Genomic DNA, 13,258 nt, shown 5'->3' with positions numbered 1-13,258 from the left:
GTGTTCCAGAGGTTCTTTAGATTCGCGGGAAGGTTTTCGCTTTCTGAGCAATTAAACGGTGGACGACAGACTTATCCTCTCGGCTGATTGGAAGTGCGAGGGGAACAAGCGGGGAATCACTCGTAGATTATAGCTTTGCGCGATTTGTTGCGTTGGTTTGAAAGCTTTGCGTTTTTGGAACGTTGCTGTGTACGGGGCGCTGTTTTGACTGAGCAATTGGTCTTATCTTGGTCTTTCCGAGAATTGACGCAGTTTTGGTGTGGGTCTACCGATTGACGCAATTACATTAATATTGTGGCTGGTGGTTGTGGGAGGCTGCTTGCCGGGAGGACGGATTCCATGGAATTTGAACTGAACGAAGATCAACGTGCCTTTGTGGATATGGCAGCCGGATTTGCGCAGGAGGAGATGGCGCCTTTTGCAGCAGAGTGGGATGCGAAATCTCATTTCCCGCTGGATGTGCTTCGCAAGGCAGCGGCGCTGGGTCTGGGCGGGCTGTATGTGCGCGAAGATGTGGGCGGCTCGCAGCTGGGACGTCTTGATGGGGCGTTGATCTTTGAAGAGCTCTCCAAGGGATGTGTTTCTACCTCGGCGTTTTTGTCTATCCATAATATGGCTGCTGGCATGCTGGACCGGTTTGGGTCTGATGAGGTCCGGCAGAAGTTTCTCCCCGGTCTTTGCAGCATGGAGAAGGTGGCGAGTTATTGTCTGACCGAGCCGGGGGCTGGGTCTGATGCAGCGTCGCTGCGCACGAAGGCGGTGCGGGATGGGGATCATTATGTGATCAACGGCTCAAAATCCTTCATCTCTGGCGGCGGCGTCTCTGATGTTTACGTGTGTATGGTTCGCACGGGTGAAGATGGGCCGAAGGGGATATCCTGTATCGTGGTTGAAAAGGATGCGCCGGGTCTATCCTTTGGGGCCAACGAGCATAAGCTTGGATGGTGCAGCCAGCCGACGGCGCAGGTGATCTTTGAAGACTGCCGTGTTCCGGTTGAGAACCTGGTTGGCGCAGAAGGGCAAGGCTTTTCGATTGCCATGGCCGGGCTTGATGGTGGGCGTCTAAATATTGGGGCCTGTTCGCTTGGTGGGGCGCAGTTCTGTCTGGACCGGGCATTGCAATACATGGATGAGCGCAAGCAGTTCGGGCGCTCGCTGGCGCAGTTTCAGGCGCTGCAGTTCAAGATTGCGGATATGGCGACGGAACTGGAAGCAGCGCGTTTGCTGCTGCACAAGGCGGCGTCTCTGCTGGACCGGAAAGATCCTCAGGCGACCAAGATGGCGGCGATGGCCAAGCGGCTTGCGACGGATACAGGCTTCAAGGTGGTCAATGAAGCGCTGCAGATCCATGGTGGTTACGGGTATCTGAAGGATTATCCGCTGGAGCGTCATTTGCGCGACTTGCGGGTGCACCAGATACTGGAAGGAACCAACGAGATTATGCGCGTCATCGTGGCGCGTGAGCTGATGAAAGCTTGAGTTGCCGAAGCAGTTCTTCTTAAGATGCTTGGAGGGAACTGCTTTGGCTTTTATGTTGCGTTTCTTTATCCGAAAACCGGTAGCCACTTTTCAGAGATACGCTGAGCAAATTTAGCAAAATGAATAGGTACGCTGTGCAACAGGAATATGCGGGGGAAGTCTTGTCCGAAACTACTGATGTTCTTTTTGAAGAGAAGGGCCATGCCGGTCTTATCATTCTCAATCGCCCCAAGGCGCTGAATGCGCTGACACATGAGATGTGCGTTGCGATGCACCGACAGCTGGAGCGCTGGCTGATTGATGATGCGGTTCATCATGTTCTCATTAAGAGCAACAGTGAAAAGGCCTTTTGCGCGGGTGGAGATATTCGTCAGGTTGCCGAAAACGGGCCTGAGAAAATTGATGTGAGCCTACCATTCTTTGCGGATGAGTATCGCCTCAACACTTACATGGAAAGCTACGCTAAGCCCTTGATTGCGCTGCTTGATGGTATTGTGATGGGCGGCGGTGTCGGCATCTCGGTTCATGGTGCGTATCGTGTGGGCAGTGAGAAGACGATGTTTGCCATGCCTGAGACGGCGATTGGTTTCTTCCCGGATGTGGGTGGCAGTCACTTCCTGCCGAAGATGCCTCAAAACACAGGCATGTACTGCGCGATGACCGGGGAGCGGTTGAGGCAAGCGGATTGCTACTGGACCGGTATTTTAACCCATGCGGTGAAGTCTGAGGATATGGCTGCGTTGGCAGAGGCGCTGTGTGAGGCTCAGGACGTAGAGCCTGTGCTGGCGCGTTATGCGTTTGATCCGGGGCCTGCGCCGCTACATGCCAAAGCGGATGTGGTGGATGAGTGCTTTGGCGCTGAGAGCACGCTGGAAGTTGTGGACCGTCTGCACAAGTTGCAGGGCTCGGAGCATGATGACTTTGCAGTTGCTGCTCTGGAAACGATTGGCAAGCGCTCACCGCTCAGTATGGAAGTTGCTTTTCAGCAGGTGCGGCGCGGTGCGGGGCTTTCCATGGCCGAGTGTATGGTCATGGAGCATCGGATTGTTTCGCAGATTCTGCTGGGCAAGGATTTCTATGAGGGTGTACGAGCTGTGATTATCGATAAGGATCACGCCCCTAAATGGCAGCATTCAAGCCTTGATGAAATAAAAACAGTTGATGTTGAGGCCCATTTTATGTCACCGAAGGGGGGTGACCTCGTATTTTAACGGGGCAAGGGGCTTACTGCCTGTGATTGGGGCAGATTTGTAAGGTGGAGCTTTAGGTATGCCTGGCGTTTTTGTAGAGCTGATGAAGAGGGTTCCCTCCTTTCAGTTTTTGCTGCATGCGTATGTCAGGCTGCTTGCCGTCTTCATGCTGTTTGCAGGCCTAAGCTACTGGGGCGCTATACTTGGTGTGCGCCTGATTGATGGTGCTCCGTTTGAGAGCGTTGGCGTACAAGTGCAATCTACCATTATCTTTTTCGCTATTCTCGATCTGGTGACTGCCATTGGTCTGTGGCTGCTTTCCAGCTGGGGAACAGTGATGTGGCTGTTCCGCTCACTGGCTCAGGTGGTGATGTATTCCGTGTTTCCTATGGTCTTTGGTCGTAGTCCGACTGAGGTCGTATTCTACATCAGTGCAATCGCCCTTTATCTCGTTCTGCTTTACCTTGCAGAGCGAGAGGAACGGGCCTGATCGACCAAAGTTCAGTTTGGTCTGTAACTCATTGAAATTTACTGTTTTGCAAACTGCCGTTCACGTCAAATTGATCTGAGCGAACCCTAAGTGATCAGCTTGGGGCAAGTTCTAAATGTTCAAAATCCTGACGGACGGCGATTTTCGGGAGGATGCAATGGGAGAAACTGTTCTTCGCGTTGCTTTTATTGGTCTTGGCAATATGGGCGGCCCTATGGCTGCAAATCTTGTCAAAGCCGGACATGAAGTCGTCGGTGTAGATCTTTCTGAAGAGGCGCGTACTGCGTTTCAGGCTGCGGGCGGGCAAGTTGCTTCGTCAGCAGTTGAAGCGGTTCGCGACGTTCAGGCTGTTGTTACCATGCTGCCAGCAGGGAAGCATGTTCGTGCCGTGTATACGGGCGAAGATGGAATTCTTGCGCATGCACCAAAGGGCACGCTGTTTATCGATAGCTCGACTATTGATGTGGACAGCAGTCGCGATGTTGCAAAAGCAGCAAGCGAAGCTGGCATGGGTATGGTCGATGCTCCGGTTTCCGGGGGTATTGTGGGTGCTGCGAACGGCACATTGACCTTTATGGTTGGTGGGCCTGATTCTGCATTTGAACGGGCTAAGCCGCTCCTGGATATTATGGGAGCCTCGATTGTTCATGCCGGTGATGCTGGCGCTGGGCAGGCAGCAAAGATCTGTAACAACATGTTGCTTGGTATTTCGATGATTGGTACCTGCGAGGCGTTTGTTTTGGCTGAAAAGTTGGGTCTGGACCCACAGAAGCTTTACGACATCTCCTCCAAGTCCTCCGGTCAGTGTTGGTCTTTGACCTCCTACTGCCCGATTCCCGGACCGGTTCCGACGTCGCCAGCCAACAATGAATATAAGCCCGGCTTTGCAGCGCCAATGATGCTGAAAGACTTGCTACTGGCGGAAGAGGCAGCAGATTCGAGCGGAGCTAACACACCAATGGGTGAAAAGGCGGCTCGGCTCTATGAGGAATACTGTAACAATGGCGGGGAAAACGTCGACTTCTCCGGCATCATCCACTTGCTTCGGAAGTCAGGGTAAACAGAGGGTTAACGGAGAGGTCTACACGCTTGCTAGTGATTAAGAAATAATTCATCGTGTCTCTTAAGCGGTTCTTAGAAGCGGTCGCGTAAATTTGCTTCAAGTGCTGATAAAAATACGAACGCACGAAAAATATGGACATGAGGCGCAACCAGATGATCAATACAAACAGGGCCGTTGAGGTCTTGGCGCAAGAAGAAGAAACGGTAGGGCTGAAGCCTGCATACCTCGAGGCACTGACGCTCATCGAGCGTCTGCATCGTCGTCTTCTTGACGTCATTAAAGATGAGTTTGACCGGATGGGTCGTTCCGATGTGAACAGCGTTCAGGCGCTGCTTCTTTTCAACATTGGCGACGCCGAGCTGACTGCAGGCGAGCTTCGTACTCGCGGTTATTATCTTGGTTCCAACGTTTCTTATAATCTGAAGAAACTCGTTGAAACCGGATACATCAATCACGAACGTTCCCAGATGGATCGCCGCTCTGTGCGGGTGAGCCTGACGGAAAAAGGGCGCGAGATTGCTCAGATTGTTGATGACCTTTACAGTCGTCATATTCTTTCTGTTGAGCAGGTTGGTGAGCTCTCAACCGAGAACTTTGAAGAGCTGAACCGGTCCCTGCGTCGTCTGGAACGCTTCTGGACAGATCAAATCCTCTATCGTCTTTAATTTTCGGCGATATCAGGGCTTTCAAAAAACACCGCTTCCATGCACCGGGGGCGGTGTTTTTGCATGTTATGAGGGCCGGCTTGCGGCAAAGCTTGCGCGGGATTGCTGCGGGTGGCGGGCCAGCTCCAGATAAGGCGTCTGTGAGTAAGTTGGGCTGATTGTTGCTTTCTTGCACTAGGTGCAAACCAACGCTCGCTGCGCAACCACCTTTTTCCCACTTGGAGTAATTAGCCATTAAACGGTCACATTGAGTGGGGAATACACGCTCTCACTTTTCGGGCTGAAAAAGTGCTGTTGGCATTGTAAATTTAGAAGCTGTCAACTCTGATTTGTTCAGGGGGTCGATCACTTTCTTTAATTCACCAACAGATGTTCCTCCCCGATTTTTGGCTGAAGTCTTGCGAGTTTGCCAAGATAATGCCATGTAGATTTGCCATGTTAAGTCTCTGTTTACCAAGTTACATGGAATCTTACAGAATGACTGATTGCTAGGAGAAACTATTCGTGTTGGCACCTCTTTTAAACCGCAGCAAGTTTGCTCTGGCTCTCGTTGTGAGTACGGGCCTTTCTGCAGGTATGATGTCTGCACAGGCACAGGTGAAGGTTCCAGACCTGCTTTCCTATAATGGCAGCATTCAGCAAGCCGTCAGTCAGCCGGCGCCGGTTGCTCCTACACAGCCTATCGTTGGTCAGGGCACGGAATGGGAAGACACCTTTGATGAGGGCGTCTCTTCTCTGGAGCAGATTGATTTTGTGGCTCCGATTATCTCCAAGCAGACCAGCCAGTACATGATTGATGCGATTCTCGATTATGAACGTATCGCTCTCAATGGCGGTTGGCCTGAGGTCTCCACCAAGAAAGTTTTGCGCATTGGTATGCGCGCACCGGCAATTGCAGCTTTGCGACAGCGCCTGATTGTTTCAGGCGACATGGCGCAGCATGCGGGTGTTTCTGAGGTTTTTGACAGTTACGTTGATTCAGCTGTTCGCCGCTTTCAGTTGCGCCATGGCCTGACACCGGATGGTGTTGTGGGGCGGGCAACCGTGATTGCGATGAATGTGCCTGTTGAGGTGCGTTTGCAGCAGCTGCGGACCAATCTGGAGCGCGTTTCTGCTTTGGCTGAAAACGTGACAGATACCTATGTGAACGTGAACATTCCGGCAGCTCGCATTGAGGTTGTTGAGAATGGCCGTGTTCGCTCCCGCCACACCGCTGTTGTTGGCAAGCAGGATCGCCAGTCTCCGATCCTCAGCTCTGCGATTTATGAAGTGAACTTCAACCCGTACTGGACAGTTCCTGTCAGCATTATCCGGAAAGACCTGATTCCGAAGATGCAGAAGGATCCGCAGTATCTGGCGAAGAACAACATTCATATCTATGACTGGTATGGCAAAGAAAAGCAGTGGCAGGAGATTGACTGGAATACGGATGAAGCGACCCAGTATCGCTTTACGCAGGACCCAGGTGAGGGCAACTCCATGGGCAGTATCCGGATCAACTTCAACAACACCCATCAAGTGTATCTGCACGATACGCCAGAGCAGTCTTTGTTCGGTGAGGGCTATCGCTTCCATTCCTCCGGCTGTGTGCGTGTGCAGAACGTGCGTGAGCTGGTGACATGGTTGCTTGGGTCGACAACACCAGACTGGACCCGCAGCCGCGTGGATGCAGCCATCAACTCAGGTGAGCGTACGGATGTGAAGATGAAGAGCCGTATTCCGCTCCACATGTCCTACGTGACTGCGTGGGCGCTGAGCGATGGTATGGTTCACTTCCGGGATGACATCTACGACAAGGATGGGCTTTACGCCGCGAGTGCTGATCCGATGGCCCAGGCCTCTGCTCAGTAAGGTTTTGCAAGAGTTTCAAGTTTGAAGGGCCGTCTCTGCCAGATGCAGAGCGGCCCTTTTCTTTTGGGGATGTGACTGCAGGCAAGCCTGTGCAGCGCTGCTTTACCTGCTAAAACGGCAGGCAACTTACGAATCTGAGAGAAGCAAGGCGAGGGGCCATATGTCTAAGTTGGGGCAGGTCTATTTTGAGACGCGTGTGGTTGGAAATGCAGTTCGCATGACGGCAATTTGTGCTCAGAGCGGTGTTGAGGTGTTTGTTGTGGGGCCTCGTAATGCGAGCGAGTCGCATCTGAAGCAGCTGGCACTTCGTAAGCTGGAACGTAAATTACAACCTCAAGATGCGTAATTCATAAATTTTGGGTGATGGCAGCAATCGTATTGCGCAATTCCTATGAACAACGCTTGGTTCGTTACCCCCTATATGTTAATGGGCTAGGACCCGAAGCTACAACTTGTCGGGATGGGAATGCGAAACGATATTGGGACGTTTCGTCAGTTTGTTGCTCCAACCTTGTCATGAGGTCCACCTATGTCCGTATCGGATAATCCAATTACGACGCCGCTCTACCCAGAGTTTTTTACAGGTAGCCTGGCTTCTGGTGACCCAGAGCTTCTCGAGGCAATCAATAAAGAACTTACTCGTCAGCAGAACGAGATTGAGCTTATCGCTTCGGAAAATATTGTATCTCGCGCTGTGCTTGAGGCGCAGGGTTCTGTCCTGACCAACAAATACGCCGAGGGTTATCCTGGTCGCCGTTACTACGGTGGTTGTGAATACGTCGATATCGTTGAGCGTCTTGCAATCGACCGCGTAAAAGAGCTGTTCGGCTGTGATTTTGCTAACGTGCAGGCGAATTCCGGCTCTCAGGCCAACCAGTCCGTTTTGCTTGCTTTGGCGAAACCAGGCGACACTCTGCTCGGCATGAGCCTTGATGCAGGTGGTCACCTGACACACGGCGCTCGCCCGAACTTGTCCGGCAAGTGGTTCAACGCTGTTCAGTACGGTTTGAACACTGAAACTGGCCACATTAACATGGATGAGGTGCGTGAGCTTGCTAAAGAACACCAGCCAAAGATCATCATTGCTGGCGGTTCTGCTTACTCCCGTGAGATCGATTTTGCTGCGTTCCGCGCAATCGCTGACGAAGTAGGCGCTTACCTTTGGGTCGACATGGCGCACTTTGCAGGTCTTGTTGCTGGTGGTCAGCATCCAAGCCCGTTCCCGCATGCGCATGTTGCAACATCCACCACCCATAAGACCCTGCGCGGTCCTCGTGGTGGTCTGGTTGTGACCAACGACGCTGACATTGCGAAAAAGATCAACTCCGCGATCTTCCCAGGTCTGCAGGGTGGTCCTTTGATGCATGTGATTGCTGGTAAGGCTGTTGCCTTCGGTGAAGCGCTGCGTCCTGAGTTTAAGACCTACGCGAAAGACGTTGTCGAAAACGCACAGGTTCTGGCTGCGACACTGGTTGAAGGTGGTCTGGATATCGTTTCTGGCGGTACGGACACACACCTGATGCTGGTTGACTTGCGTCCAATGGAACTGACCGGCAAAAACGCAGAGATTTCTCTGGGCCGTGCGAACATCACCTGTAACAAGAACGGTGTTCCGCTTGATCCTCAGAAGCCGACCATCACCTCCGGTATCCGCCTTGGTACACCTGCTGGGACTTCCCGTGGGTTTGGTAAGGAAGAATTCCGTGAAATCGGTAAGCTGATTACCGAGGTTCTGGAAGGTCTGCGCAAAGCAAATTCCGTTGACGACAACGAAGCTGTGGAAGCACGGGTCAAAGAGAAGGTACTGGCCCTTACTGCCCGGTTCCCAATCTACAAAAACTAATTTAAACGAGAAGAACCGCCGGACACTCTTCGGCGGTTCTTTAGTGTTTAAGTAAGGAGGCAGGCGAGATGCGTTGTCCATATTGCGGGGGTGATGACACCCAGGTGAAGGATTCGCGCCCGACCGAGGATAATACAGCTATCCGTCGGCGCAGGGTCTGCCAGACTTGTGGTGGTCGTTTTACCACCTTTGAGCGTGTTCAGCTGCGCGAGCTGACCGTTATCAAGCGTAACGGGCGCCGAGTACCTTTTGATCGCGAAAAGCTGATGCGCTCTGTTCTGATCGCAACCCGCAAACGTCCTGTTGAGCCTGAGCGTATAGAGCGTATGGTGAGCGGGCTTGTCCGGCAGTTGGAAAGCTCCGGTGAAAGTGACGTTGTGGCGGAAGATATTGGTCATTTGGTCATGGAAGGGCTGAAAACCCTTGACGATGTGGCTTATGTGCGGTTCGCTTCTGTTTATAAGAATTTCCGCGAGGCCAAAGACTTCGAGGCTCTGCTGGATGAGCTTTCCGATGCGGATGTTGATCCGCTGATGATGCCGCCACGGACGTAATCTCTGGCTTTTTGCAGTGTTGTGTTGCGTAATTTCTCCGAGGATCGGGCTTTTCTTTTAGGAAATACGCTGTAGTGCTGGCAGGGGGATGGCTTTGTCTGGTTACAAAGCATTAGATGCAAAGGAACGAGTTGAGCACGAGCGCTTTATGGCGGCGGCGATCAGCTATGGCATTCGTGCAAAGGGTCGGACGTGGCCCAATCCTCCTGTTGGAGCAATCCTGACAAAAGATTTTGGTGATGGGCCTGTGATTGTGGGGCAGGGTGCAACTCTGCCTCCTGGTGGCTCCCACGCTGAAGTGCTGGCCATCAAAGATGCCGGTGAACATGCGCAAGGCGCAACAGCTTACGTGACCCTTGAACCTTGTGCTCACTATGGCCGGACTGGCCCGTGTGCGCGGGCGCTTGTGGCGGCTGGCGTGGCGCGCGTTGTTTATGGCACCGCTGATCCCAACCCTGCTGTTGCCGGTCGCGGCAAAAAGATCCTTGAAGAGGGCGGTGTTGACGTCCTAATCGGTATTTTAGAGAAGGACTGCCGACAGGCTGTTCGTGGCCATATCTCCCGTATCCTTAATGAGCGTCCTTTTGTTCAGCTGAAGATGGCTGTGTCGAAAGATGGTTATATCGGCAAGCGCGGTGCCGGACAGGTGGCGATCTCCAGTCCGTTGTCGCGGCAGCTGGTGCATGCGATGCGGGCGCAGATGGATGCCATTGTTGTTGGCATCGGTACGGTTTTAGAAGACGATCCCGAGCTCTCTGTGCGCCTGCCGGGCATGGCGCATCGCTCACCGCAGCCGGTGGTGTTTGATAGTCAGGCCCGGATTCCGCTTTCCTCCAAGCTGGTGCAAAACGCAGAGATCAATTCCCTGTGGGTGGTGATTGGTGAACATGCGCCAGATCATCGCGTCAGTGCGCTTGAGCGGGAAGGCGTGACAGTTATCGTCAATGACTGCCTCAGAAATGGCAAGGTATGTCTTGATAAGGCACTGGATGCGCTTTACATGCATGGTCTCTCCCAGATTATGGTTGAGGGCGGTGCGGAGCTTGCGCACGGTCTGCTTCAGCAAGATCTGGTGGATGAGCTATTGATTTTCCAGGGAGCCAATCTGATTGGGTCCGATGGTATTCAGCCTTTCGGATTTGAAGGGCTGGAGAGTTTGCGAGACGGTTATAACAAGCAGATGCTGCGTCCTGTGGGCGAAGATCTGTTGTGGCGGTATACGCCAAAAGAGAGGTTCTAGGTGTTTACGGGCATCGTTAGTGACGTTGGAACAATCCTTGAACTGGAGCAGATTGCTGCAGGTCAGCGGACGAAAATTGGTACTGTTTACGATCCTGACGGGATCGATATTGGTGCATCCATTGCATGTTCCGGCGTTTGCCACACTGTTGTCGCGAAAGGTCGTGATGGCGAGCAGAACTGGTTTACGGTTGAATCGGCTGCCGAAACGCTGGCGCTGACAACTGTTGCTGAGTGGAGCGTGGGCAAGCGGGTCAATCTGGAGCGTTCCCTTTCCATGGGCGCTGAGCTGGGTGGTCACCTGGTTCTGGGGCATGTGGATGGCAAGGCGACCATTGTTGAGCGAACCGAACACCCTGAGAGCGTTTATCTGAAATTTGAGTGTGCGCCAGAGTTCGCGCGGTTCATCCCAAAGAAGGGATCCGTGGGGCTGGATGGCACCTCTTTGACGGTGAACGAGGCTGAAGGAAATACGTTTTCTGTCTTCCTTATTCCACACACTCTGGAAGTGACCACATGGTCCGACAGAGCGCAGGGGGATGAGGTAAACTTGGAAGTTGACATGATGGCACGGTACGTTGCGCGTCTTGCTGAGTTTCCAAGCCTTGCAGAAATTGCAAAATAGCCTTATAGCCAAAATCTTCCGCAGGAAATAACTGGACATTTCGCTTGGGGCGTGGTTCCTGAGCGCACATACGTGGGTACTGTCCGTACCCGTGGCCTTAACCCATCTTTGCTGATTTCTCAGTGAAAAGATGAGGTTGGCATTAGGAGAAATTAAATGAGCGCCGTTCCGCACATTCTTGTTATTGAAGCACGGTTTTACGAAGATCTGGCTGATGCCCTTTATGAAGGTGCTTCAGATGTGCTGGACCGTGAAGGAGCGAAAATCTCTCGACTGGCTGTGCCAGGTGTGCTCGAAATTCCTGCTGCGCTTTCCATGGCGTTAACCGCAATGGAAAATGGCGACGCAGATTATGACGGTTTTGTATTGCTCGGTGTTGTAATTCGCGGTGAAACAACCCATTACGACATCGTTTCTAACGAGTCGGCTCGTGCGATCATGGATCTTTCTGTGGATGCAAACGTTGCAGTTGGTAACGGCATCCAGACAGTTGAGAATGATGATCAGGCATGGGCGCGCGCAAGCGTTTCTAAAAAGAACAAGGGCGGCGGTGCTGCTGAAGCTTGTCTTGCTATGATTGACGTGCGCGACCGGTTCGGTGTGTAAGGTTTAGGATGACAACGGAAAACAACAAGAAAAACGCCGAAGTGAAACCCGCGAATAAGCGCGGGGTTGCTCGATTGGCTGCTGTTCAGGCTGTGTATCAGATGGAAATCACTGGTGCGCGTTTGAATGATGTGCTGAATGAGTATGAAGCTTACCGGCTTGGTCAGGAAGTGGATGGCGACCAGTACCGTGATGCGGATCCGGCATGGTTCCGTGATCTGGTGCAGGCGGTGTTTGAGGATCAGCTGCGTATTGATCCTCGCATTCACACAGCGCTTTCTGAAGATTGGCCACTGAAGCGTATCGACACCACTTTGCGTGCGATCCTTCGTGTTGGCTGTGCTGAGTTTTTGCGTAAAAAAGACGTTCCGGCCCGCGTTATCATCAATGAATACATTGATGTGACGAAGTCCTTCTATGATGGAGATGAGGCACGTCTGGTCAACGGTATTATGAACCGTTTGGCTCGCGAACTGCGTCAGTCCGAATTCGAAGACTAAAAAATGAGCGAGAGAGCTGCCAGTTCCAGACCGGGAGAGTTCTCGCTTATTGAGCGCTATTTTGCGCCGCTCGCCACCAGCGCGGGTGCTGTGCATCTGCAAGATGATGCTGCTGTATTTACCCCTGACACCGGATGTGATTTGGTTGTAACCAAAGACATGCTGATGGCAGGGGTTCATTTTTTTGAAAACGACCCTCCCTTTGAAGTCGCGCAAAAAGCGCTTGGTGTGAACCTTTCGGATCTGGCTGCCAAAGGCGCAGAACCTAAGGGGTATCTGCTGGGTCTCGGTCTTTCCAAAGACATCAGCGAAGAGTGGGTTGCCGAGTTTTGCCGCGGTTTGAAGCTGGTTCAGGATCAGTTCCAGATTGACCTTCTTGGCGGTGACACGATTTCCTGCCCGCAAGGCCCGCTGCTTTCCATCACCGCGTTTGGTCAGGTTCCAACGGGGCAGGTGGTTCGGCGCAATGAGGCTGTTGCTGGTGCACTGCTTTATGTGACTGGCACCATTGGTGATGCCGCACTTGGCTTGCAGCTGCGGTTGGATGAAGCACTCGCAGATAAGCTTGAGCTTTCTGCTGAGCAACGTGATCTCCTCCTAAACCGTTATTTGCTGCCGCAGCCACGTGTTGGTGCTGCTCAAGCGCTTCGTGATTATGCTGTTGCGGCGATGGATGTGTCTGACGGGTTGGTTGCTGATCTGGGACATATGTGCCGGACATCGCAGGTGCAGGCCTCAGTGAAGCTGGAGAATGTACCGCTGTCTGACGCTGCTTCTGCAATGATTGCGAAGGATGCTGCGTTCCGTGAGACAGCGATTACGGGCGGGGATGACTACGAGATCCTTGCTGCCGTGATGCCTGAGAATGCAGTGGCTTTTGAGAAGGCTCTTCAAACGGCTGGTTTGTCCTGTTCCCGGATCGGAGCACTGCACAAGCCAGAGGCTGCAGGACCTGAGATTTCCCTCAGTTTGAATGGTGAGGCTTATTGTCTTCTGGGTGCTGACGGGTTCAAGCATTTCTGACACCATTGCAGGCAGATAATCGACAAAAACCGCCTTGCATGACGTATTCTCATCGAGTTGTGCGTATATCTCTCAAAGTTGCAGGTGATCAGGTGAGCTCTGTGGTTGCTCATTACGTGGAATTGATTAG

At 52.6% G+C, this 13,258-nt stretch carries 14 protein-coding genes; all 14 read left to right on the top strand.

The genetic code is table 11. The annotated features are described in order from the left end of the window. Positions 1 to 339: 339 nt before the first annotated feature. The 14 genes from PsW74_RS05505 to thiL all read left to right on the top strand — a co-directional run bounded on the left by PsW74_RS05505 (position 340) and on the right by thiL (position 13,128). Positions 340 to 1,479: an isobutyryl-CoA dehydrogenase gene (locus PsW74_RS05505; RefSeq protein WP_063289207.1), complete on the top strand. Its 1,140-nt coding sequence runs from the start codon at positions 340 to 342 to the stop codon at positions 1,477 to 1,479. Positions 1,480 to 1,640: 161 nt separating this feature from the next. Then, entirely contained in the window at positions 1,641 to 2,690 is a 1,050-nt protein-coding gene (locus PsW74_RS05500; RefSeq protein WP_244271764.1) for an enoyl-CoA hydratase/isomerase family protein, read from the top strand. Between the two features lie 58 nt (positions 2,691 to 2,748). After that, complete coding sequence (locus PsW74_RS05495; protein WP_057464290.1) at positions 2,749 to 3,159, top strand: DUF6163 family protein; 411 nt, start codon at positions 2,749 to 2,751, stop codon at positions 3,157 to 3,159. A 157-nt stretch (positions 3,160 to 3,316) separates the two neighbouring features. Further along, positions 3,317 to 4,219 (top strand): 3-hydroxyisobutyrate dehydrogenase, encoded by a 903-nt coding sequence (gene mmsB, locus PsW74_RS05490; RefSeq protein ID WP_063289382.1) that lies wholly within the window; start codon positions 3,317 to 3,319, stop codon positions 4,217 to 4,219. A 155-nt stretch (positions 4,220 to 4,374) separates the two neighbouring features. Then, complete coding sequence (locus PsW74_RS05485; protein ID WP_057464291.1) at positions 4,375 to 4,887, top strand: winged helix DNA-binding protein; 513 nt, start codon at positions 4,375 to 4,377, stop codon at positions 4,885 to 4,887. Between the two features lie 504 nt (positions 4,888 to 5,391). Beyond that, positions 5,392 to 6,738: a L,D-transpeptidase family protein gene (locus tag PsW74_RS05480; protein WP_057464292.1), complete on the top strand. Its 1,347-nt coding sequence runs from the start codon at positions 5,392 to 5,394 to the stop codon at positions 6,736 to 6,738. Positions 6,739 to 6,898: 160 nt separating this feature from the next. After that, positions 6,899 to 7,084: a hypothetical protein gene (locus PsW74_RS05475; protein ID WP_057464293.1), complete on the top strand. Its 186-nt coding sequence runs from the start codon at positions 6,899 to 6,901 to the stop codon at positions 7,082 to 7,084. Positions 7,085 to 7,267: 183 nt separating this feature from the next. Then, positions 7,268 to 8,581, top strand: coding sequence for a serine hydroxymethyltransferase (gene glyA, locus PsW74_RS05470; protein ID WP_057464294.1), 1,314 nt, complete (start codon positions 7,268 to 7,270; stop codon positions 8,579 to 8,581). Between the two features lie 68 nt (positions 8,582 to 8,649). Continuing rightward, on the top strand, positions 8,650 to 9,135 hold the full coding sequence (gene nrdR, locus PsW74_RS05465; protein ID WP_057464295.1) for a transcriptional regulator NrdR: 486 nt from the start codon (positions 8,650 to 8,652) through the stop codon (positions 9,133 to 9,135). Positions 9,136 to 9,229: 94 nt separating this feature from the next. Further along, positions 9,230 to 10,375: a bifunctional diaminohydroxyphosphoribosylaminopyrimidine deaminase/5-amino-6-(5-phosphoribosylamino)uracil reductase RibD gene (gene ribD / locus PsW74_RS05460; RefSeq protein ID WP_063289381.1), complete on the top strand. Its 1,146-nt coding sequence runs from the start codon at positions 9,230 to 9,232 to the stop codon at positions 10,373 to 10,375. Further along, on the top strand, positions 10,376 to 10,999 hold the full coding sequence (locus PsW74_RS05455) for a riboflavin synthase (RefSeq protein WP_063289206.1): 624 nt from the start codon (positions 10,376 to 10,378) through the stop codon (positions 10,997 to 10,999). A 156-nt stretch (positions 11,000 to 11,155) separates the two neighbouring features. Then, positions 11,156 to 11,605, top strand: coding sequence for a 6,7-dimethyl-8-ribityllumazine synthase (gene ribH, locus PsW74_RS05450; RefSeq protein ID WP_057464297.1), 450 nt, complete (start codon positions 11,156 to 11,158; stop codon positions 11,603 to 11,605). 8 nt (positions 11,606 to 11,613) lie between these two features. After that, entirely contained in the window at positions 11,614 to 12,105 is a 492-nt protein-coding gene (gene nusB, locus PsW74_RS05445) for a transcription antitermination factor NusB (protein WP_057464298.1), read from the top strand. A gap of 3 nt (positions 12,106 to 12,108) precedes the next feature. After that, complete coding sequence (gene thiL, locus PsW74_RS05440; protein WP_063289205.1) at positions 12,109 to 13,128, top strand: thiamine-phosphate kinase; 1,020 nt, start codon at positions 12,109 to 12,111, stop codon at positions 13,126 to 13,128. Positions 13,129 to 13,258: the final 130 nt, after the last annotated feature.

This window comes from Pseudovibrio sp. W74 (genome assembly GCF_001623085.1).
Lineage (GTDB): Bacteria > Pseudomonadota > Alphaproteobacteria > Rhizobiales > Stappiaceae > Pseudovibrio.
This window is presented reverse-complemented; position numbering and strand designations above follow the sequence as displayed.